Annotated in this window: 18 protein-coding genes; 7 read left to right on the top strand and 11 right to left on the bottom strand. The window is 62.5% G+C overall.

Annotation, left to right across the window (positions count from 1 at the left end; all coding sequences use genetic code 11):
• Window positions 1–325: 325 nt before the first annotated feature.
• Window positions 326–1,207 (top strand): formate/nitrite transporter family protein, encoded by an 882-nt coding sequence (locus tag F6X59_RS02920; protein ID WP_152954392.1) that lies wholly within the window; start codon window positions 326–328, stop codon window positions 1,205–1,207.
• A gap of 2 nt (window positions 1,208–1,209) precedes the next feature.
• Here F6X59_RS02920 and F6X59_RS02925 read toward each other — a convergent pair whose 3' ends face one another.
• Window positions 1,210–2,304, bottom strand: a complete 1,095-nt coding sequence (locus tag F6X59_RS02925; protein ID WP_152954394.1) for an MBL fold metallo-hydrolase — start codon at window positions 2,302–2,304, stop codon at window positions 1,210–1,212.
• Between the two features lie 130 nt (window positions 2,305–2,434).
• On the opposite strand from F6X59_RS02925, the gene F6X59_RS02930 reads away from it, so the two are divergent.
• Together F6X59_RS02930 and F6X59_RS02935 are read left to right on the top strand one after the other, a co-directional pair.
• The gene (locus F6X59_RS02930; protein ID WP_152954888.1) at window positions 2,435–3,508 is read left to right on the top strand and encodes a diguanylate cyclase; all 1,074 of its coding nucleotides are present in this window, start codon (window positions 2,435–2,437) and stop codon (window positions 3,506–3,508) included.
• Between the two features lie 55 nt (window positions 3,509–3,563).
• The gene (locus F6X59_RS02935; RefSeq protein ID WP_152954396.1) at window positions 3,564–6,134 is read left to right on the top strand and encodes an EAL domain-containing protein; all 2,571 of its coding nucleotides are present in this window, start codon (window positions 3,564–3,566) and stop codon (window positions 6,132–6,134) included.
• An 8-nt stretch (window positions 6,135–6,142) separates the two neighbouring features.
• Here F6X59_RS02935 and F6X59_RS02940 read toward each other — a convergent pair whose 3' ends face one another.
• From F6X59_RS02940 to F6X59_RS02965, 8 genes are all read right to left on the bottom strand, one after another.
• Window positions 6,143–6,463, bottom strand: a complete 321-nt coding sequence (locus F6X59_RS02940; protein ID WP_152954398.1) for a DUF2025 family protein — start codon at window positions 6,461–6,463, stop codon at window positions 6,143–6,145.
• 172 nt (window positions 6,464–6,635) lie between these two features.
• Window positions 6,636–7,505: an HlyD family secretion protein gene (locus F6X59_RS02945; protein ID WP_152954400.1), complete on the bottom strand. Its 870-nt coding sequence runs from the start codon at window positions 7,503–7,505 to the stop codon at window positions 6,636–6,638.
• An 11-nt stretch (window positions 7,506–7,516) separates the two neighbouring features.
• Window positions 7,517–7,723 (bottom strand): DUF1656 domain-containing protein, encoded by a 207-nt coding sequence (locus F6X59_RS02950; protein WP_152954401.1) that lies wholly within the window; start codon window positions 7,721–7,723, stop codon window positions 7,517–7,519.
• Window positions 7,710–9,698 carry an FUSC family protein gene (locus tag F6X59_RS02955; protein ID WP_372240286.1) on the bottom strand — a complete coding sequence of 663 codons (1,989 nt, stop codon included), beginning with the start codon at window positions 9,696–9,698 and terminating at the stop codon, window positions 7,710–7,712. Before F6X59_RS02955 ends, F6X59_RS02950 begins: the two co-directional genes overlap by 14 nt.
• Window positions 9,699–9,867: 169 nt before the next feature.
• Window positions 9,868–9,984 (bottom strand): cytochrome c oxidase subunit CcoM, encoded by a 117-nt coding sequence (gene ccoM, locus F6X59_RS28805; RefSeq protein WP_275898203.1) that lies wholly within the window; start codon window positions 9,982–9,984, stop codon window positions 9,868–9,870.
• A 135-nt stretch (window positions 9,985–10,119) separates the two neighbouring features.
• Window positions 10,120–10,281 (bottom strand): hypothetical protein, encoded by a 162-nt coding sequence (locus tag F6X59_RS28330; protein WP_165837386.1) that lies wholly within the window; start codon window positions 10,279–10,281, stop codon window positions 10,120–10,122.
• A 67-nt stretch (window positions 10,282–10,348) separates the two neighbouring features.
• Window positions 10,349–10,678, bottom strand: coding sequence for an aspartate-semialdehyde dehydrogenase (locus F6X59_RS02960; protein ID WP_152954403.1), 330 nt, complete (start codon window positions 10,676–10,678; stop codon window positions 10,349–10,351).
• A 107-nt stretch (window positions 10,679–10,785) separates the two neighbouring features.
• Window positions 10,786–11,484, bottom strand: coding sequence for a M949_RS01915 family surface polysaccharide biosynthesis protein (locus F6X59_RS02965; RefSeq protein WP_152954405.1), 699 nt, complete (start codon window positions 11,482–11,484; stop codon window positions 10,786–10,788).
• 130 nt (window positions 11,485–11,614) lie between these two features.
• On the opposite strand from F6X59_RS02965, the gene rapA reads away from it, so the two are divergent.
• Together rapA and F6X59_RS02975 are read left to right on the top strand one after the other, a co-directional pair.
• Window positions 11,615–14,461 (top strand): RNA polymerase-associated protein RapA, encoded by a 2,847-nt coding sequence (gene rapA, locus F6X59_RS02970; protein ID WP_152954408.1) that lies wholly within the window; start codon window positions 11,615–11,617, stop codon window positions 14,459–14,461.
• Window positions 14,462–14,658: 197 nt separating this feature from the next.
• Window positions 14,659–16,923, top strand: coding sequence for a bifunctional diguanylate cyclase/phosphodiesterase (locus F6X59_RS02975; RefSeq protein ID WP_152954410.1), 2,265 nt, complete (start codon window positions 14,659–14,661; stop codon window positions 16,921–16,923).
• Here the strand turns inward: F6X59_RS02975 and F6X59_RS02980 are convergent.
• Window positions 16,823–17,710 (bottom strand): NAD(P)-dependent oxidoreductase, encoded by an 888-nt coding sequence (locus F6X59_RS02980; protein ID WP_152954412.1) that lies wholly within the window; start codon window positions 17,708–17,710, stop codon window positions 16,823–16,825. The genes F6X59_RS02975 and F6X59_RS02980 overlap by 101 nt on opposite strands.
• Before the next feature lie 198 nt (window positions 17,711–17,908).
• On the opposite strand from F6X59_RS02980, the gene F6X59_RS02985 reads away from it, so the two are divergent.
• The gene (locus F6X59_RS02985; RefSeq protein WP_152954414.1) at window positions 17,909–20,092 is read left to right on the top strand and encodes a hypothetical protein; all 2,184 of its coding nucleotides are present in this window, start codon (window positions 17,909–17,911) and stop codon (window positions 20,090–20,092) included.
• A gap of 160 nt (window positions 20,093–20,252) precedes the next feature.
• On the opposite strand, the gene F6X59_RS02990 is transcribed toward F6X59_RS02985, so the two are convergent.
• Window positions 20,253–20,558 (bottom strand): DUF2288 domain-containing protein, encoded by a 306-nt coding sequence (locus tag F6X59_RS02990; RefSeq protein WP_152954416.1) that lies wholly within the window; start codon window positions 20,556–20,558, stop codon window positions 20,253–20,255.
• A 360-nt stretch (window positions 20,559–20,918) separates the two neighbouring features.
• Between F6X59_RS02990 and F6X59_RS02995 the strand changes: the two genes are divergently transcribed.
• Window positions 20,919–22,034 (top strand): branched-chain amino acid ABC transporter substrate-binding protein, encoded by a 1,116-nt coding sequence (locus F6X59_RS02995; protein WP_103449448.1) that lies wholly within the window; start codon window positions 20,919–20,921, stop codon window positions 22,032–22,034.
• Window positions 22,035–22,159: the final 125 nt, after the last annotated feature.

Raw genomic sequence — 22,159 nt, forward strand, 5'->3', positions numbered from 1 at the left:
AATTGCTTGATTCGATTTGTTAAAGAGCGTTTGGTTAAGAGCTTTTCGTCTCAACCGAGGCGCGCATTCTACGCTTTCCTCATTTGCTGTCAAGCGTTTATTTTGAAGTTTTTCCGAAGCTGCTTTCTTTCAAAAGCGTTCAACTTCAACAACTTACCGCTTGCCTCGTTGCGTTCAACGCTGCGAGGAGGCGAATAATACGCGCTTTGAAATCAGAGTCAACACCTTGATCTGAAAAAACTTTCGATATTCATCTGCGGCCACCTGGCAACTAAATGCATCAAGCGCTGCTCTGTAGAGAACCACCCCGTGGAGCATAACGGCCATGAGCGATGCGCAGAGCGAAAAAACCCCCGGCCTGTCGGCGGACGAAGAGATGGAAGTCAGCCATAACCAGCCGCCGCGGGCAGCAGTATTGCACGAGATCATTCGTTACCAGGGCGACCAGGAACTGGAGCGTACGCTGGCGGCGCTCTGGTGGTCCGCCCTTGCCGCCGGCCTGAGCATGGGCCTGTCACTGATGGCCATGGGGCTGTTCTATGCCCGGTTGCCTGAAGGCGACAGTGCTCAGGTCATCGCCAGCATCGGCTACAGCGCCGGCTTTCTTGCGGTGATCCTTGCACGCCAGCAATTGTTTACCGAAAACACCCTCACCGCCGTGCTGCCCGTCATGACCACACCAACCCTGGCCAACCTCGGGCGCTTGCTGCGGCTGTGGAGCGTGGTGCTGCTCGGCAACCTGGCAGGCACCTTGCTGGTGGCCTGGGTAATGCTCGAACTGCCGATCTTCGACAGCAAGACCGATGTGGCCTTCCTCGAGATCGGGCGCAAGGTCATGAAGAACGACATCAGTCAGATGTTCGCCAAAGGCATCGTATCGGGCTGGATGATCGCCACCATGGTCTGGATGATCCCGTCCATGGAGCATGCCAAGATCTGGATCATCCTGATGATTACCTACCTGATGGCACTGGGTGACTTCACCCACATCGTCGTCGGCTCGGTGGAAGTTTCCTACCTGGTGTGGGCCGGCGACGAAACCTGGCGCAGCTTCTGGCTGGAGTTCGCCTTGCCGACCCTGACGGGCAATATCATCGGCGGCAGCTGCATCTTCGCCCTGATCAGCCATGCTCAGGTACGCAGCGACAGCGGCAAGCCGCCATCGCACCTATTAAAGAACGAAGAGCGTCAGCCAGGCCAGGACTGAACTCAGTCCGCCGCCAATGCCCGTTCGACCGCCCTGCCCCGCTGAGGCGCCGGGTGCGGCTGCCACCAGTTCTGCCCTTCGTGGGGTGAGTCGATGCTCACCCGCTCGCCCATCTGTGGCGTACTAAGCCGCACCTGGGCCGCCCCAGCCAGGGCGACAATGCGTTCGAACGGCTCCTGCCAGCCGTGGATAGCAAGATCGAAGGTGCCGTTATGGATCGGTAGCATCCAGCGCCCTCGCAAATCCAGATGTGCCTGCAGGCTTTGCTCCGGCTGCATGTGTACGTTGGGCCAGGCCACGTTGTAGGCACCGGTCTCGATCAATGTCAGGTCGAACGGCCCGTAGCGCTCGCCGATTTCAGCAAAGCCGGTGAAGTAACCGGTATCACCGCTGAAGAACACCCGCGTCTGGTCATCTATCAGTACCCAGGAGGCCCACAAGGTGCGGTTGCTGTCGAACAGGCCACGCCCGGAGAAGTGCTGCGCGGGGGTGGCGACGAAACGTACACCCTCGACTTCGGTTTCCTGCCACCAGTCCAGTTGCGTCACCTTTGCAGCAGGCACTCCCCACTCGATCAGCAGGTCACCCACCCCGAGCGGGGCCAGAAAGCGCTCGGCACGCGGGGCCAGCCGCCGTATCGCCTGCTCATCGAGGTGGTCGAAATGGTCGTGGGACAAAATCACCGCCGTCAGCGGCGGCAACTCATCCAGCCCCAGCGGTGGCGCATGAAAGCGCTGCGGCCCGGCCCATTGCACCGGCGAGGCGCGCTCGGCGAAAACCGGGTCGGTAATGAAGTAGCGACCGCGCAGCTTGAGCAATACTGTGGAATGACCCAGGCGCCAGAGGCTGTGGTCCGGTGCATCGAGTACCTGCTCGCGGGTCATGGGCTGCACGCTGAGCGCTGCTGCCGGGCGAGTTTGCGGCGGCTTGCGCAGCAGCAGGTACTTGAGGCCGATGCGCAGCTTCTTAAGCACGCCATCCTGAGGCAGGCTGGCCTGGTTGTGAAAACGTCCGTCCCGCTGTGGCGCCGATCGGTCGCCAGGATTAGCCATGGGAGCCATGAGCAGCAACACTCCAAGCAAGAGGAAAGGCTTCATGTTACCCCACAGGGATCACATCAACCGTGAATTGGCTTGTAAGGTCATTTTTCGTCGATGAAACACTGTTCAACAATATTCACGTGAGTTATGCGATAAACGGCACCCCAGCAGAAGAACAACGACCATGATGGACAATCGCAGCGGCAAGGGACTTTCTTTCGTCAAGCGCATCTACCTGCCGCGTGTCATCGGCCTGGGGATCGGCCTGTTCAGCGTAGCCGCTGCCGTGGCACCGCTGTCGCCGCCAAGCTGGGTCTGGGCGCTGCTGCTGTTCAATGGCCTGCTCTGGCCACATGTCGCCTATCAGTGGGCATCGCGTTCGGCGGCCCCTTATCAGGCGGAAGAGCGCAACATACTGCTGGACTCGCTGCTGGGCGGCTTCTGGACCGCAGCCATGCACTTCAACCCGCTGCCGAGCGTGACCGTGCTGTCGATGATGACCATGAACAACGTGGCCGCGGGCGGCAAGCGCCTGATCGTTCGCGGGGTAATGGCTCAGCTGGCCGGCATGCTGCTGGCCAGCGCATTGCTGGGCACCGGGCTGCAGCTGAACGCCACGGCGCTGCAGATCTACGCCTGCCTGCCCATGTTGACCCTGTACCCGTTGGCACTGGGCTGGGTCTGCTACCGCCTGGCGATCAAACTGGGCGAGCACAAGCGTCGCCTGAGCGCCCTGAGCCTGACCGACAGCCTGACCGGCCTGCTCAACCACGGTGCCTGGAAAGACCTGCTGCTGCTCAGGTTCCAGGCCTGCCGGCAACAACAGTCATCCACCGTGATCGCGCTGATCGACATCGATCACTTCAAGGCCATCAACGACACCTTCGGCCATGTGGTCGGCGATTGCGTGCTGCGCCAGATGAGCGAGGAGCTCAAGCGCAACCTGCGCGAATCCGACCAGGCCGGGCGCTATGGCGGCGATGAGTTCTGCGTGATCCTGCCCGCCACCAGCGAGGCCCAGGCCTGCCAGGCCATGGAGCGTCTGCGCGAGCAGGTCGCGGGCTACCGCAACCCACAGCTGCCGCACCTGCGCATCAGCCTGAGCATCGGCCTGGCAGCTTTCCACGCCGGCCTGCAGTCCCCCGAGCACTGGCTGGAACAGGCCGACAAGGCGCTGTACAGCGCCAAGCGCCGCGGCCGCGACCAGGTCAATTTCGCCCAAGGCGAGGCCACCCCGCTCAGGCTGGCCTATCCTGACTGAACCTCCTTGCTGATTGCTCGGCAGGGCGTTGCAGTCATCAAGGAGTCGTTTGCGCATGGCCAGGACCGCCAGCCCTCTCCCTCGCCTTCAGGTCCGTCGCCTGATCGGCGTTTTCTGCGTGGTCTTCGGCCTCGCCTGCCTGGTCACCCTGGGCGCACTGTTCAACATCGCGGCCACCCTCGACCAGCAGGAGAAACAACGCAGCGCCTTCCATGCCACCCAGGCGCTGGAGCAACGCCTGCTGGCCTCCCGGCAGTTTCTGTCCAGCTACGCGGTGTGGGACGCCGCCTTCGAGCACCTGGCAGGCAAGGTCGACTGGCAGTGGGCCTATAAAGAGAAGAACGTTGGTGAATCGCTGTACAGTGCCAGCGGCTACGAAGGGGTGTTTGTGGTCGATGACCAGCGCACCACCTATGCACTGTTCAAAGGTGCGCCTACCGAAGCAGTTGCGGGCAGTTTCATCGATGCGCCCCTGGCGGAAATCATCGAGGCCGCACGCGCAGCCGCCAGCGCCCGCGAGCAGATCACCCGTTTCGTCCTGTTCAACAACTGGCCGGCGGTACTCAGCGCCGCCGCCGTGCGCCCGGACAAGGACGTCAGCGCAGCAGACGTGAGCCAGGCCCCGGTGATGCTGTTCGTCGACCAACTCACCGAGGCCAAGCTCGCGCACCTGGGCGAAGGTGCTGGCCTTGCGCACATGCATGTAGAGAAGAACGAGGAGCACGAGCGCGGTCACCAGCACATCGCCTTGGGCGACACCGGTTATCGCCTGGCCTGGATCAGCCCGATGCCCGGGCGGCAGCTGCTCTGGGCGGTGTTGCCGCCCTTGCTCTGCGCGCTGCTGATACTGGGCCTGGTGATGCTTTACCTGTTTCGCCTTGCGTTGCGCAGCTCCCGCGCCATCGATCTCAGCCTGCAGCGCCTGCAGAAGAGCAATCAGGCCTTGGAAGCCAGTGAGCAGCGTTTTCGCGCAGTGGCCGAGGCCGCCTCCGATTGGATCTGGGAAACTGACCGGCAGCAGCGGCTCACCTACCTCTCCCAGCGCTTCGTCAGGGTTACCGGCGACCCGGTCGAGGCCTGGCTTGGCCAACCGCTCAATCAACTGCTCAGCTGTGAAACCACGCCGTTGTCAGCCTGGCTCGATGGCCAGATCGAGGCCGATTCGGAACAACCGGCCAACCTGCGTTGCGCCTACCGCGACCACAACGGCCTGAGCCGCTATTGCCGCATATCGGCACGGGCAATCCGGCTCGATGGCAAGCCCGTCGGCTTTCGCGGTACGGCCAGCGATATCACCGATGAAGTCGAGGCCCATGCGCGCATCCAGCACCTGTCGATGCACGACCCACTGACCGGCCTTGCCAATCGCAACAAGCTGGCCAGGCACCTGGAACAGGCCCTGTTGTATGGCAGCGAGTCACCGCCGCTGACCTTGCTGCTGCTCGACCTGGACAACTTCAAGCCGATCAACGACTCCCTCGGCCATACGGCGGGTGATGCCGTGCTGCAGGAAGTGGCCGCACGCCTGCGCGACACCACCCGCGACGTCGACCTGGTGGCACGCCTGGGCGGTGATGAATTCGTCCTGGTACTGGAAGGCATGGATAGCCACAGTGAAGTCGACCGCCTGTGCCGGCGGTTGGTCGAACTGCTGCAGCAACCCATTACCTTTGAAAACCAGCAACTGCACATCGGTGTCAGCATCGGCATCGCCCAGACGCACAGCCAGGGTTTCGATGCCGGCGAGCTGATCCGCTGCGCCGATATCGCCCTGTATCAGGCCAAGGTCGATGGCAAGGGCACCTGGCGCTACTTCGCTGCGGCGATGAACCAGCAGATCCAGTACCGCCGCCAGCTGGAAAACGATCTGCGCCGCGCCCTGAAGAACAACGAGTTCGTCCTTCATTACCAGCCACGCTATCGCCTGAGCGATTTGCGCATCGTCTCGGTCGAAGCCTTGCTGCGCTGGCAGCACCCGCAAGAAGGCCTGCTCGCACCGGATACCTTCATCCCGCTGGCCGAGCAAAGCGGACTGATCGTCACCCTGGGCCGCTGGGTGCTGAGCGAAGCCTGTCGCGCGGCCCGCGACTGGCCGGACCACCTGCTGGTTTCGGTGAACCTGTCACCGGCGCAGTTCATGCGCAGTGACGTGGTGGCCGACATGCGCGAAACCCTGCTGCAAACCGGCTTCCCTGCCCAGCGGCTGGAGCTGGAGATTACCGAGAACGTGATGCTCAACGACATCGAAGGCGCCCTGGGCACCATGCTCGCGCTCAAGGAGCTGGGCGTGCGGCTGAACATGGATGATTTCGGCACAGGCTATTCCTCGCTGGGTTACCTGCGGACCTACCCGTTCGACAGCATCAAGATCGACAAGCGCTTCATCGCCGGGCTGGCCAATAGCACTGGCAGCGACCGCGCCGTGGTGCAGGCGATCATCAGCCTGGGTGAGGCGATGGGGCTGACGGTAACCGCCGAGGGCGTGGAAACCGAACAGCAATTACGGGCGCTGCAGAAAGACCGCTGCCATGAAGTGCAGGGTTACTACCTGAGCCGACCGTTGGACAAGGCCGGCTTCGAGCAATTGTTGCAACAGAAACCTGGGGGCGCCGCAGGCGCTTCTTGAACCGCGGCTCAGCGCAGCGAACGTTCAGCCACGATTTCCGGCAGGTCACTGCGCCGCAGGTAGATACGCAACGGCTCGCCAATGTTCAGCCGGTCGTCCACATGCTGCTCCAGCAACAGTGCCAGCCGTTCCCGGCACAGCGCCATGCGTGCGCCTTGTTGCGGCCGCCAGACGAATTCGCTGCAGGGGGTGATGCTGTCATCCGCCACGTCCATGCCGAACGCGTCCTCGGAAAACCGCACGATATGGACGCCGCGCTTGCCATGAAAACCGACAAAGCCATTGAGCTGGTCGGCAGCGCTGCAGATGTCCTGGGAAGTGATGGCCATGACGTAACCTCGCAAATGAACGGAAGTGACGCACGCCAGGCAGGTAACGGCCGCCTCTGTTGGGCGACGCGCAGTGGGCAGACTAGCGCATGTGCTCATCGTTGTGCCAAGGTTTTCGCCGTCTGGCATCAGGTCGAGTTGCGACGCCAGCAGCCGCCCGGCCCTATGGCCATCACTGTTGCGCCTGATGCTCATGCACCTGCACACTGGCAGTCATCCCCGCACTCAGGTGCACGCCCTCGGGAATCTGCTCCAGCCTGATCCGCACCGGAATCCGTTGCGCCAGCCGCACCCAGTTGAAGGTCGGTTCCACCACTGGCAGCAGTTGGCTGTCCGGGTTGCTGTTGCTGTCGGTGATGCCACGGCTGATGCTTTCCACATGGCCCTGCATCGCATCGCCTGCGCCCATCAGCCAGACCTTCACCTCATCGCCAACCCGAATGCGTGGCAGTTTGGTCTCTTCGAAATAGGCCTGGATGTAGAACGTCGAATCATCCACCAGGGCCATCACCGATTCACCGGTATTCACATAGTTGCCCTGGGCCAGGCGCAGGTTGGTGATGTGCCCGCTACGCGGTGCCCGCACTTCGCTGCGTGCCAGGTTGATCCTGGCCACTTGCAACTGCGCTTCGGCTTCATGCAGTTCACCCCGGGCAACGGCGGCATTGATCTGGGCGTTTTCGCGCAGTTCGGCACTGATCGCCTCCGGGCCCAATGCCGTGCGCCGCGCCGCTTCACGCTCACGCAGGTGGAGCTGCTGGGCGCGGGTTTCAGCCACCGCGCTGGCCTGTTCGAATGCCGCCTGGAAACGCTCGCGATCGATGCTCATCAGCAGGTCGCCAGCCTTGACCTGCTGGTTATCCTGCACCTTCAGCTCACGCACCCAGCCAGACACGTCCGGGGCGATCACCACCACATCGGCGCGCACCCGGGCATCACGCGTCCAAGGCGTGAGCATGTAGTACTGCCAGAGCTTGAAGCCGGCCAGAACGGCAACGGCGACCACGCACAAGGTCACCAGGGTACGGACGACGGCACGCATTGAATCACTCCTTACAAAGGCCCCAGCAGGCGAACTACCAGGAACAGCACACAAACGAACAACGCCGTGTCGAACAGCGCTTCATGCCAGATCCAGCGCCCCAGCGGCGTGGCCTGTACCACCAGGCGCAGCACGCCGGTCAGCGCCAGCGCCATCAGCACATAAATCAGGAACGGGCTGAACAGCACACCGCCCAGCTCCCACTCACGCAAGCCCATGGGCATCCTCCTGCGAACGGCACCATTTCCCCCAGCTTTTCTGCAACTGCAGCACAGCGCCTTGGGCAAGGCGCAACGGGTCACTGGCCGGCGCCCGCTGCAAAGCCGCGATGAACTGCTCGCTGGCCACATCCAGGCGCTGCCCGCGGTCAGCCGCCGGGCCTTTGGCCAGCACTGCCTCGACCTGCTGCAGGTATTCGCGCTCGGCGCCGGCCAATGGCACCTGGGCCACCGCCAGGCACATGCGCAAGTGCACCAGCTCGTCACCGATATCCAGCCCATGCAGGCCATCATCCCAGCGCTTGCGTTCGGTGGCTGGCAACTCGCTGGCATGCCGAGCCAGCTGCATCAGGCGGTCGGCCATGCGCCCGCCAAACCAGCTGTCGGCACCGCGCAGATCGCGCCGGGTCAGGCGCACCAGGTCACTCTGGGTCGCCGCGCGCAGGCGCCGGCCAAGCCAGGCCGGGTGACGGAACACCAACAGACGGAACGCAAGCACCGCAGCGCCCACGCCCACCAACATGGCCAGGGCGCTGTTAAGCATGGTCGCCACACCAAACGTCATGGCATTGAGCGGTGAAACCAGCACGATGAAGTGCAGGCAATAAGAGGTGGCGGTGGCGCCAGTACGCGGATGGGCCATGCCCAGCGCCCCGAAGAACAGCGGCACGCCCATGCCCAGGCAGAGCATGGCGAAGCTGCTCCACTGCGGCAGGATGATCTGCCCGACCAGGAAGGCGGCCGGGATCGCCAGGAAGATGCCGCGCAAGAAGCTCAGGCCGATCTGCGCGCCGTTCTCGCGGCTGGCGAACAGGCTGCAGACCACGCAGGTCAGCACCAGGCCGCCAGGCGCCGACGGCCAGGCAGTGGCCAGCCAAAAGCTGCTCATCACCAGGAAGGCCAAGGCACTGCGTGAACCGAACAACAAGGCCAGCGACCAGTCGCGGTGCACCGCCAGGCCCTGGGCAACATCCTTCGGCGCCCTGCCCGCCTCGACATCGTCCAGGGCCTGGGTGGCGGCCATGGCGAAGTCCAGCAGCAAGGCCATGCGTGCCAGGCAGAAGTGCTCGGCAGAGCTGATCTGCTCATCATGCGCGGCGTCCCAGATACGCTGGCGCAACACCAGCAGGCTCGGCTGATCGGGGCTGACCAGCACGGCACGCAGCTCTTCAAGCCAAGGACCGAGGCGCCCGGCTTCGTGCTCGTCCAGTTGCCGCCACTGTCGGCGTACCGAACGTGAAATGCGCAGCAATACCATGAGCTTCTGGCTCAGGCCGCGAATGGCCTTGGCCCGCAGCCGCCCGCGCGGGCCCTCGAACCAGGCGTGCTCGCGCTGGGTATCGATGGCGACAATGCGGCCGAGGCTGTCCAGTAACCCTTTGCGTGCTTCATCCTCGCCGCCGAGCATGGCGCTTGCCGCCTGCAAGCCGTTTTGCCAGGCCTGACGGGCCTGCCCGGCGAGCTGCTGCTCGACCCGCATCGGCCAGATCAGGGCACTGCTGGCAGTGGCGCAGAAAATCCCCAGGCAGATTTCGGTGCAACGCGCCACCGCCTGGTCGAACACCTGCAAGGGATGATTGATGGCAGGCAAGGCGATGATCGCTGCGGTGTAGCCGGCCAGTACGAACGAATAGGCCCAGGCACTGCGCAATTGCGTGGAAGCCGCCGTACACAAGGCCAGCCACAGCGCCAGGGTGATCAGGAACAGCCATGGCGTCTGGGCGAACAGGCCGATGAACACCACCGACATGAGCGTGCCGACAAAGGTGCCGGCCAGGCGCGCCAGGCCCTTTTGCACCACCATCCCCGACAACGGCTGGGCGACGATGAATGCGGTCATCAATGCCCAGGACGGTTGCTCCAGCCCCCAACGCATGGCCAACCACAGTGCCAGGCCCCCACCCAGCAGGGTCTTGATGGCGAACTTGATGGCGAGGCTGCTGGGTGCAAACAGGGCCTGGAAGGTGATGGGCACGAAACGGACCTTGCGGGGGATGTTTGGATAAACGATAGACAACAGCGCGAAGGATACTGCCAAGACGATTAATTAGCTAGCTAATCATCTTTGTCGACAAAAAACGCAGGCAAAAAAATGGGCGACCGAAGTCGCCCTAAATGCCTTGCGTGCTCGTGAATCCGAAAGGTCAGCGCGGCTTGCGCTTTTGCGAGTCCTTCCAGATGAAAATGCCCAGACCGGCAAAGAATGCAAACATCAACCCGACCGTTACCACGCCCGCGATAACCACATTGTCGAAGAACATGCTGGCCTCCCGATTCGTTTGCCGTTGTCCGATGGATGCAAGGTAACGAATACGGGGGCGGGGAAAATTGATCAGGGTCAATGCTGCCCGGGACCGGGCACGCGAGGCGGGTGCAGGGTTGACCTGCGTCAAGTTTCAGCGCTTCTTGGGCTTGCCCTTGGGCTTCTTCTTCTTCGCGGTGGCAAGCGGCATGGCCTGCTCGAACGCCTGGCGCACTTCGTTCAGGCGTTTTTCCTTGAGGTCATGGATGCGCTTGGCGCGCTCGGCATCGAAGTCGATGAGGTTGTCTTGGCTCATGGGTGGGCTCGACGATCTACAGAGACTTGCATCATGAAGCCAGGCGCTGGCCGTGACCAGCCCCGCGTCAGACTTCGATGTCGACCAGCAGGCCCTGGCGTGGGTTCTCACCCATCAGCGGCGCCACCGGCACGGTGTTGTCGGCGTTTACTTCGTCCCCCGGCAAGGCGCTGTACAGCTCCGCTTCGCCCTTGTTGTTGCGCCGCTGCTGGCGACGCTGCTCTTCGCGCAGCAACAGGACTTGCTCCTGCGGGTCGCGCTGCTGCTTCAGGTCGATGGCGCTTTCATTGGACGAAGGCTGCACCGGCACCACCGGCTTGATGTCGGGCGTCTGTTTCACCGGGTCCAGTTGCGAAGTCACCGGGGCAGCACTGAGCGGGATGATCGGCGGCAGCATGGAAATTCTCCTATGCCCACTGTATCGGCCATCCGTTAGCCAGCTTGAGCGTCGAAAGTGAGGATGTGCGGCCACTCACGGCCGCGCCATGCCAGTATAGACAGCCGTTACTCGGCTTCTTCCTCAGGGTCGTCGTCGTCGGCTGGCGGGCTGGCTTCGCTCCAGGGCCGCTTGTAGACCTGCTGCCAGACCGAATCCATGTGCTCTCGCAGCACCTGTGGGGCGTTCTTCAACGAAGCGCTGTCTTCACGCTCGCCGCCAACCGGTTCTTCACCTGCCGGGGTGATCAGCGACTGGCCGGTGATGGTGTAGGCGTTCTGCCCCTCGCGCATTTCGATGGCGATGTCGTGCGGATCGATGCCGCCACCACAGAAGGCATGGCTGGCCACGGTCACTTCGGCGACACCGTCCTTGTTCAGGTCACTGACGTCACTGACATCGGTATAGAAGTCGACATCCAGGTCCAGCCCCGGGCAGGTGGTTTCCTGTTCGATCTGCCAGCGCGGCTTGAACGCGTCGCGCTCGGCGGTGCGGCCGTACAGGGTGGCCTTGAGCACCACCTTGTCGACCTCCTGCTCGGACTCGGCATCGACCGCCTGGCCATCGTTGCGGCTGAGCACCAGCAGCCCCTCGCCGTCTCGGTCACGGAAGTGCACACTCTTGATCGGCGTCTGCACGCCCAGCACTTCGAGCTGCTCGACCGGGATCGCAGGCAGGGTTTCAAAATTTTTCTGTTCACAGGCAGCCAGCAGCAGCAAGCTGCCCATGGCCAGGGAGGTGTGCAACCAGCGGTGCTTGAGCGGCATATCGGTGCGAAGCCCTCGTCAGCAAGACGTAATCTGCGATGAAACAGCTAGACTCATGGACTTCTGGTCTATGGTCCGCCCGGCCTATCCGTTAACATAGCCGGCTTTTCATCGCGGGAGTTCAGGCAGTATGGCGCAGCAGTATCAACCGGGGCAACGCTGGATCAGCGACAGTGAAGCGGAGCTTGGCCTGGGGACCATCCTGGCACAGGATGGCCGCCTGTTGACCGTGCTCTACCCGGCCACTGGCGACACCCGCCAGTATTCCCTGCGCAATGCGCCGCTGACCCGCGTGCGCTTCTCGCCGGGTGACCAGATCACCCACTTCGAAGGCTGGAAGCTGACCGTGCGCGAGGTCGAGGACATCGACGGGCTGATGGTCTACCACGGCCTGGATGCCCAGAACCAGGCGCGCACCCTGCCGGAAACCCAGCTGTCGAACTTCATCCAGTTCCGCCTGGCCAGCGACCGTCTGTTCGCCGGGCAGATCGACCCGCTGTCGTGGTTCAGCCTGCGTTACAACACCCTGCACCACACCAGCAAGCAGATGCAGTCGTCGCTGTGGGGCCTGGGCGGTTGCCGCGCGCAACCGATCGCCCACCAGTTGCACATCGCCCGCGAAGTTGCCGACCGCAGCGCCCCGCGCGTACTGCTGGCCGACGAAGTAGGCCTGGGCAAGACCATCGAAGCCGGCCTGGTGATTCACCGCCAGCTGCTGTCGGGCCGCGCCAGCCGCGTGCTGATCCTGGTCCCGGAAAACCTCCAGCACCAGTGGCTGGTGGAAATGCGCCGGCGCTTCAACCTGCAGGTCGCCCTGTTCGACGCCGAGCGCTTTATCGAAAGCGACGCCAGCAACCCGTTCGAGGATGCCCAGCTGGCGCTGGTCGCCCTGGAATGGCTGGTCGATGACGAAAAGGCCCAGGACGCGCTGTTCGCGGCCGGCTGGGACCTGATGGTGGTCGACGAAGCGCACCACCTGGTGTGGCACGAAGAGCAGGCCAGCGCCGAATACGGCCTGGTCGAACAACTGGCCCAGGTGATCCCGGGCGTGCTGCTGCTGACCGCGACCCCCGAACAGCTCGGCCAGGACAGCCACTTCGCCCGTCTGCGCCTGCTCGACCCCAACCGTTTCCATGACCTCGCGGCGTTCCGCGCCGAGAGTGAAAACTACCGCCCGGTAGCCGAGGCCGTGCAGGAGCTGCTTGAAGAAGGCCGCCTGTCACCCAAGGCCCATGCCACCATTCAGGGTTTCCTCGGCGCCGAAGGCGAAGCGCTGCTGGCTGCAGTGAATGATGGCGATACCCAGGCCAGTGCCCGCCTGATCCGCGAACTGCTCGACCGCCACGGCACCGGCCGCGTGCTGTTCCGCAACACCCGTGCGGCCGTCCAGGGCTTCCCCGAGCGCCAGCTGCACCCGTATCCGCTGGCCAACCCTGAGCAATACCAGGACCTGCCAGCCGGCGAACACGCCGAGCTGTACCCTGAAGTGGCGTTCCAGGCCCAGGGTGAAGTCAGCGATGACGAACGCTGGTGGCGCTTCGACCCACGGGTCGACTGGTTGATCGACACGCTGAAGATGCTCAAGCGCACCAAGGTCCTGGTGATCTGCGCCCACGCCGAAACCGCCATGGACCTGGAAGACGCCCTGCGCGTGCGTTCCGGCATCCCGGCCACGGTGTTCCACGAAGGCATGAGCATCCTCGAGCGCGACCGCGCCGCGGCCTACTTCGCCGACGAGGAATTCGGCGCCCAGGTGCTGATCTGCTCCGAGATCGGCAGTGAAGGCCGCAACTTCCAGTTCGCCCATCACCTGGTGATGTTCGACCTGCCGGCCCACCCGGACCTGCTCGAACAGCGCATCGGCCGTCTCGACCGTATCGGCCAGAAGCACACCATCGAACTGCACATCCCGTACCTGCAGGACAGCCCACAGGAGCGCCTGTTCCAGTGGTACCACGATGGCCTCAACGCCTTCCTCAATACTTGCCCGACCGGCAACGCCCTGCAGCACCAGTTCGGCCCACGCCTGCTGCCAATGCTCGAAGGTGGCGATGCCAAGGCCTGGACCGCACTGGTCAGCGAAGCCCGCGGCGAGCGCGAGCGCCTGGAGGCTGAGCTGCACAGCGGCCGTGACCGCCTGCTGGAGCTCAACTCCGGTGGCGCCGGTGAAGGCCAGGCGCTGGTCGAGGCGATTCTTGAGCAAGACGACCAGTTCGCCCTGCCGATCTACATGGAAACCCTGTTCGACGCCTTCGGCATCGACAGCGAAGACCACTCGGAAAACGCCCTGATCCTGAAACCGAGCGAGAAGATGCTCGACGCCAGCTTCCCGCTGGGCGACGACGAAGGCGTGACTATCACTTACGACCGTGCCCAGGCCCTGTCGCGTGAAGACATGCAGTTCCTCACCTGGGAACACCCGATGGTGCAGGGCGGCATGGACCTGGTGCTGTCCGGTTCGATGGGCAATACCGCCGTTGCGCTGATCAAGAACAAGGCACTCAAGCCGGGTACCGTGCTGCTCGAACTGCTGTTCGTCAGCGAGGTGGTGGCGCCGCGCAGCCTGCAGCTGGGTCGCTACCTGCCGCCAGCGGCACTGCGCTGCCTGCTCGATGCCAACGGCAACGACCTGGCTTCGCGCGTGGCGTTCGAAACCCTCAACGACCAACTCGAAAGCGTGCCACGGGCCAGCGCCAACAAGTTCGTCCAGGCCCAGCGTGACGTGCTGGCCCAGCGCATCAGCGGTGGTGAGGCCAAGATCATGCCAGTCCACGTCGAGCGTGTGGCCGAAGCCCAGCGTCGCCTGCTCGCCGAGGCCGATGAAGAGCTGGCACGCCTGACCGCACTGCAGGCCGTCAACCCGAGCGTGCGTGACAGCGAGATCGATGCGCTGCGCAAGCAACGTGAACAAGGCCTGGCGATGCTCGACAAGGCCGCGCTGCGCCTCGAAGCGATTCGTGTACTGGTCGCCGGCTGATCGACTGGCCACATGACTGGGGGGCGCTAGGCGCCCCCCAGTTCGTTATGCCAGCTGGCTATCGCCTTCAGAACCAAATCATTGCACCCAAAGTGCCATTACTCAGGAAGGTTTAACCCGCTGTTTCTATACTGCCCCAGAACAGTCTCCACAACGCTTGAACGGAGACGAGTGAAAACTCGAGCAAAGGGCAAGCAATGGAATGGCTGGGGCTGCAACTGTTCACCGAACTGCCGGTAACCGGGCGCATCGTCATCGACTGCAGCCATGAACCGCTGCTGATCCTGATCGCCTTTGCGGTGGCCAGCGCTGCCTGCTTCGCCACCCTCGACATGGCCGAACGCCAATCCCACAGCGAACACCCCGCTGCTCAGCGGCAGTGGCGCATGCTGGGTGCCTGTTGCCTGGCTGGCGGCATCTGGGCCATGCACTTCATCAGCATGCTGGCCTTCCAGGCGCCAGTGGAAATGCACTACGACGTGTCGCTGACCGGCTTGTCACTGCTGATCGCACTGGTGGTGGCGTGGTTGGCAATGACCAGCCTCGACCGCACTGAGATGCGTGCGCACCACTACCTGCAAAGCGCCTTGCTCATCGGCCTGGGCATCATCCTCATGCATTTCGTCGGCATGGCGGCGCTGCAGACCGGTGCCCAGCAGTACTACCAGACCACCCTGCTGCTGAGCAGTGCCGCCATCGCCCTGCTCACCAGCTTCGCCGCCTTGCTGCTGGCCCGTTACTTCCGCAATGGCAGCGGCCGCCTGCACCAGACCATGAAGTATGGCGCCAGCCTGCTGATGGCCAGTGGTATCGTCGCCACCCATTTCACCGCCATGGCCGCCATGACCCTGGTCATCCCCACCTCCACCGCCCTGAGCCTGCCCTCTACCGACAACAGCCTGCAGCTGGGGCTGACCGTAGCCTTCATCACCTTGCTGATCAGCGGCAGCAGCATCAGCGCGGCCCTGGCCGACAAGAAACTGCAGAGCAAGGAAGACGACCTGCGCCGCTACGGTGTGCTGCTCAGCCAGTTGGACCAGGCCCGCGAATCCCTGCAGCAGGCCGCCCATTACGACGCCCTGACCAACCTGGTCAACCGCCGTGGTTTCAACCAGATCTTCGCCGAACGCCTGGCCCAACAGGATCCTGGCGAGCACCGCCTGGCCGTGATGTTCCTCGACATCGACCACTTCAAGCGGATCAACGACAGCCTCGGCCACGATGCCGGTGACGAATTGCTCAAGGTGATCGCCAACCATATCAAGGCTGCCACCCGCAGCCACGACCTGGTCGCCCGCTTCGGCGGCGACGAATTCTGTGTGGTCACCAGCCTCAACAACCGCGACGAGGCGCGCCACCTGGCCCAGCGCATCATGCAACGGATGAAGGACCCGATTGATCTGGGCGGCCGGCGCATGGTCATGACCACCAGCATCGGCATCAGCATCTACCCCGATGATGGCCTGACCGCCGAAGAACTGCTCAAGCATGCCGACCTGGCCCTTTATCAATCCAAAGGCAGCGGGCGCAACAGCCTGCACTTTTTCAACAGCAGCCTGAAAAGCCGTGCCAGCCTGGCCTTGCAGCTGGAGGAAGAGCTGCGCATTGCCCTGCTCGAAGAACGAGGTTTGTGCGTGCATTACCAACCCATCTTCGACCTGCGCACCGGCCAGGTGGCCAAGCTCGAAGCGCTGGTGCGCTGGCAGCACCCGCTGCACGGGCTGATGGGGCCTGACCGGTTCATTGGCATTGCCGAAGCCAACGGCCTGATCGTCGACCTCGACCTGTGGGTGCTGCGCCATGCCTGCCAGGACCTGGCCCGGCTTCAGCAACATGGTTTCACCAGCCTCAAGGTCACGGTCAATTGTTCAGCGGTGACCCTGGGCCATGAAAACCTGCCCAACGAAGTGGAAGTAGCGCTGTTCCAGGCAGGCCTGGCACCTCGCCACCTGGAACTGGAGGTCACCGAAAATGCCCTGATGGGTGACATCGAGCACACCGTCAGCCTGCTCAAACGCATTCGCGGCCAGGGTGTCAGCCTGTCGATCGACGATTTCGGCACCGGCTATTCGTCGCTGGCCTACCTCAAGCGCCTGCCGCTGGACGTGCTGAAGATCGACCGCTCATTCTTGCAGGATGTGCCCGGCAGCCTGAAAGATCGCGAGATCATCCAGGCCATCATCGCCATGGCCCACACCCTGCGCCTGGAAGTGGTCAGCGAAGGCGTCGAAACCGTCGAGCAGCACGAATTCCTCGCCAGCAATGGTTGCGACTACCTGCAGGGCTACCTGCTCAGTCGCCCGGTGCCGCTGAGCGAACTACGCTCGCTGCTCGATCGGCTCGAGCGCCAGGACAGCGTGTTCAAGCCTTGTTGCGATACAGCTCTACCAGGGTCGCCGGATCTTTTTGCAGATACCCCTGGCTACCGTGCAAGCGCATCAACTGCGCGGCAAGGCCACTGAGCGGCGTTGCCGTGCCTTGCTCGCGGGAGAGCTTGACGGCACCGTCCAGGTCCTTGAGCAAGGTGCGCACATGCCACTTGATCGGCTCGAAACGGCTTTCGGCCATCTGCGGCGCGAGGATCTGCAGCGGCTTCGAGTCGGCAAAGCCACCGGCAAGGGCCTCGGCGATCAAGGTAGCGTCGACGCCTGACTGTTCGGCCAACGCCACCACTTCGGCAATCACCAGGGCATTGCAGGCCACGATCATCTGATTGCAGGCCTTGGTCACCTGCCCTGCCCCCACACCGCCCATGTGCGTCACCCGTTGGCCAAGCACCTGCAGAACCGGGCGCGCCCGCTGCAGGTCCGTAGCCTCGCCACCCACCATGATCGCCAAGGTGCCGGCCTCGGCCCCTGGCGTGCCACCGGAAACCGGGGCGTCCAGCCAGGCCATGCCGCACAGCGCAGCCAGCTCGGCAGCCATTTCCCGGGTGGCGGTCGGCTCCAGGCTGGAGAAATCCACCAGCAACTGCCCGCTGCGCCCGCCTTCGGCGATGCCTTGCTCGCCAAACACCACCTCGCGCACCACCGCCGTGTCGGCCAGGCACAGCAGCACCATGTCGCTGTCACGGCACAACTCGGCGGGGCTTGCCGCCAAGCGCGCACCGGCGGCCACCAACGCGGCGCATTTGTCCGGGCTGCGGTTCCACACCGTCAGCGAATAACCCGCAGCCAACAGGCGCCGGCACATAGGCAAGCCCATCAGGCCAATCCCGGCGAATCCCAACGAAGGCAGTGCAGTACTCATGAACGACTCCAGTCAGAAGATTAAAGAAGCGTGACAAACGGGCGATGCAATGCCAGCTCGACAAAAAATTCCTTAAAACAAGTAAGGGAAACCCCTATCGCATCCGCAAATGGCGCACTGATAGAGTCGCGGCGTTTTGCGTGATGGCCATATGGCATAACCCTCTGATAATCACTTACACCAGGCAAACGGCGCACTATGACCTCTACGAACACTTCTGCCAATGCGGTCCCCGAGTCTTCGACTCTCCCCAACTTACCGACCGCCAGTGGTGTTCGTGACACTCTGCCGACACGCAGCTCACCGGCACAGCAGTACCTGTACTTCACCGAGCAGGACATCCAGCGCATCCTCGACAACCTCGACGGCTTGCGTGACCTGGTATTCCCCAGCAACCAGCACATCGAGGACGACGACCCACTGCGCCTGGAGCAGCAGTTTCCGTCGGTCTGCCTGATCGGCCTGGGCCGTTGCGGCTCGAACATCGCCCTGGACGTGGCCGAACTGGTCTACAACGCCCGTACCTTCTTCCTCAACGAGTTCAACAACGAAGACCGCCTCAAGGGCGAGTCGGGCTACAGCCCGGCACGCTGGATCCGCCAGAACCTGCGCCTGGTGCAGAACAAGGGCGTCAAGCCGGTGTTCCTGGTCGAGCCGCTGGTGATGCTCGGCGACCTGGACAAGGACATCGCCGGGCGTATCCGCTTCTCGCGCAAGGGCGAGCGCGGCGAGTTCCTGCGCGACTACAGCAAGATGAAGATCATGGACCTGTCCGAGGTGCATGCAGGCGGTGCCGGCAACGCGCCGATCCTTGGCCAGTACCTGGCCAAGATCATCCTCAACAAGGACACCCAGCGCTTCTCCAGCGCCGACTGGAAGCTGATCCACTCGTACCTGATCGACTCCTGCGGCATCAAGGCCAACCAGTCGCGGCTGTACTTCTACATCTTCAGTGCCGGTGGCGGTACCGGTTCAGGCATGGCTTCAGAGTTCGGCCTGGCCCAGCAGTACTCGTACATGAACAAGACCTTCGATACCAAGCCTGCCGACGAAAACGACGGCAAGAGCGGGCACTCGTTCGTCTTCGAGCCGATCTTCACCAGCGGGATCTGCGTGCTGCCCAATGCTACGGACCATCGCAGCGAAATGTCCGAAGCCCTGCACATCAACGCCGGCCGGCTGTTGTGCAAATACCTGTCGGAAGAATGGGACTTCTCGTACAACTTCGATAACGAAGACAGCAGCGAAGCCAGCGTGATGGGCCGTATCCGCCCATGGAACGCGATGATGCTGATCTCCAACGACATCATGCGCTACGCCGAAGAAAGCGATGACGGCACCATCCACAACATCGACGTCAACGCCATGGAGAAGCACGCCAACCAGTACATCTCCCAGCAGATCTTCAACATCCTCACCGCCCAGGCGGTGACCACCGACTACGACCAGAACTACTTCCGCCGCGCCGGCATCGACATTGGCGAAACCATCCGCCTGGACGCCAACGACCTGTTCATGAGCCTGGCCGGCCCGGTGGCAATTGCCTATGCCGAATCGGTGGTGCCCGAAGTAGCTGCGCCAGGCACGGACAAGTTCAAGGTGTTCGAACGCGAAACCCCGCGCCTGGACATCGACGACCTGTTCCTGCGCTCCATCGACCTGCCGCATTTCAACAAGCAGACCCAGGCCATCGAAGGCATCAGCCTGCTGCCGATCGAGTCGCGCCGCTACCGCGCGGCCCTGGAGCAATACCAGGCCTCGGGGTACGACGCCGCCGCCCTGCATGACCTGCACTTCTTCAAGAATTGCTCGTCGGTGGTGTCGATTGTCTCGCTGCCCAAGGACTACAAGCTGTCGTACATGGACCTGAACCGGCTCAAGACGCACCTCAACAGCCTGTTCCCCAATACCACGCTCAAGCGTTACGCGCTGGTGATCGGCGCCTCGGCCAACCTGTCGCTGACCACCCTGATCGCCAAGAGCCCGTGCCTGTCGGACGACTTCCTGACCCTGATCGTGGCCTTCATCAAGCGTTGCTTTGCCCGCACCCCGTACCGCTTCGATGACACCCTGGACAACGCCATCCTCGAATTCATCACCAGCGAGCACTTCGAGGAGGAGCGCATCGACGACCTGCTCAGCGAGTTCGAGAACCCGGCGAAGATCCTCGACACCAACTGGTACGCGATCAAGCCGATGTACGAGAAGAAGTATCGCGAGCTGATCAACGACAAGAGCCGCTTCGTGTCGATCAACGATATTCGCTTGTCTCGCGAATGCGTGAAGAAGGCAGTGAAGTACCTGCGTGAGATCTTCCGCCACCGCATTGGCAAGACCCGGGTGATTTCGCTGAACAGCCATACCGGGCGAGTGGACTACTGAAATTGCCGGGGCCGCTTGGCGGCCCCAATTACGCATCCCGTAAACTGTTACCGCAGCGCCGAATCAGCCCACCACTGTTACCAACTTCCACCTTACGTGAGCGTCAACAAGCACCAGCATGGGGCGGCTGCGTATTTTTACGCACTAAAAAAGCGCGTCGTTATTCCGCTTGCTTGACCTGAATCACGATGAACGGCGAAACCACCACCGCCCAGATCTCTGGATCGCGGCTTTGCAGGTCGAGCGCCTGCTCGGCACTGAGCGGCCCGACAGTGCCATCACTGCGCCACTTGGCGAAGATCTCGCTGCGATTCTCGGCCATTGCCGCAGCAACCTCGATCAGGTCGAGACCAGGGTCGACCCAAATCAGGTCACCCTTGGCCCAGAAACGCTCCAAAGCCTTCCACTCGATTGTCGCCGTCTCGCCGAGCAATTTGGCATAGAGGGTGCTTGTTTGATCAGTCATGGGTTTCTACCCGCAAATTTGGCTAATGAAAAAAGGCCGGCATTTTTGCAGAAAAACCCGGTTTCAAATATGTAATTTGGTCGATTGGCCCCGAAGTTGTGGGGTGGGGCCGAGGATGCAGGCAAAGTGATGGCGCTTTTCTGTATCTTTGTGTCGATCATGCGACAACCCGCGGAACAGGCACTTTTTGCCCGCTTTTCAAGCGCGCGACCAGCGCTCTACACTGTACCGGTACAGTTCCGGGACATGTTCCGGGGGAAGGTGGGCATGCAGTGTGGCGTGGCCATACCGCAAATCCCGCCCGGTCTGTAGCCCTGGCCGCCAGGACTATAAGAATTACAACAGAATGAGTGGAGCACTATGATCAAGATTTCCAAGCTGTTCGCCGCAATGGTACTGGCCGGGGTAGCCAGCCATTCGTTTGCCGCCGATACCATCAAGATCGGGATCGCGGGCCCTAAGACCGGCCCTGTGACCCAGTATGGCGACATGCAGTTCATCGGCGCCAAGCAGGCCATCAAGGATATCAACGCCAAGGGCGGCGTCGATGGCAAGATGCTCGAAGCCAAGGAATACGACGACGCCTGCGACCCTAAACAGGCCGTGGCAGTCGCCAACAAAGTGGTCAACGACGGCGTCAAGTTCGTCATCGGTCACCTGTGCTCCAGCTCCACCCAGCCAGCGTCCGACATCTACGAAGACGAAGGCGTGATCATGATCACCCCGGCTGCCACCTCGCCGGAAATCACCGCCCGTGGCTACAAGCTGATCTTCCGCACCATCGGCCTGGACAGCGCCCAGGGCCCGGCCGCCGGCAACTACATCGCCGACCACGTCAAGCCGAAAGTGGTTGCCGTTCTGCACGACAAGCAGCAGTACGGTGAAGGCATCGCCACCGCGGTCAAGCAGACCCTGGAGAAGAAAGGCACCAAGGTTGCCGTCTTCGAAGGCCTGAACGCCGGTGACAAGGACTTCTCCTCGATCATTCAGAAGCTCAAGCAGAACAACGTCGACTTCGTCTACTACGGCGGCTACCACCCAGAGCTGGGCCTGATCCTGCGCCAAGCCCAGGAAAAAGGCCTGAAAGCCAAGTTCATGGGCCCGGAAGGCGTGGGTAACGATTCCATCTCGCAGATCGCTCAGAACGCCTCCGAAGGCCTGCTGGTGACCCTGCCGAAGTCGTTCGACGCCGACCCTGAGAACAAGGCCATCGTCGACGCCATCAAGGCTGACGGCAAGGACCCAAGCGGCCCGTTCGTGTTCCCGGCCTACTCGGCAGTCGAACTGATCGCCAAAGGCATCGAAGCCGCCAAGTCCGAAGACACCGACAAGGTGGCAGCCGCCATCCACGCCGGCTCCTTCAAGACCCCGACCGGCACCCTGTCGTATGACGAGAAAGGCGACCTGAAAGACTTCAAGTTCGTGGTCTACGAATGGCACTTCGGCAAGCCGAAGACCGAAGTCTCCCCTCAGTAACTGCGTGACTAATAGCTGACCTACGAGCCCACTGTGCGAGCAGTGGGCTTTGTTTTATGAGGTTCATGGGCCTGATCCCCGCGATCCGGGGGCCGACCCACCTGAAAATCTTAAAACCGTCACCC

Source organism: Pseudomonas sp. MN1F, from assembly GCF_009391885.1.
GTDB lineage: Bacteria > Pseudomonadota > Gammaproteobacteria > Pseudomonadales > Pseudomonadaceae > Aquipseudomonas.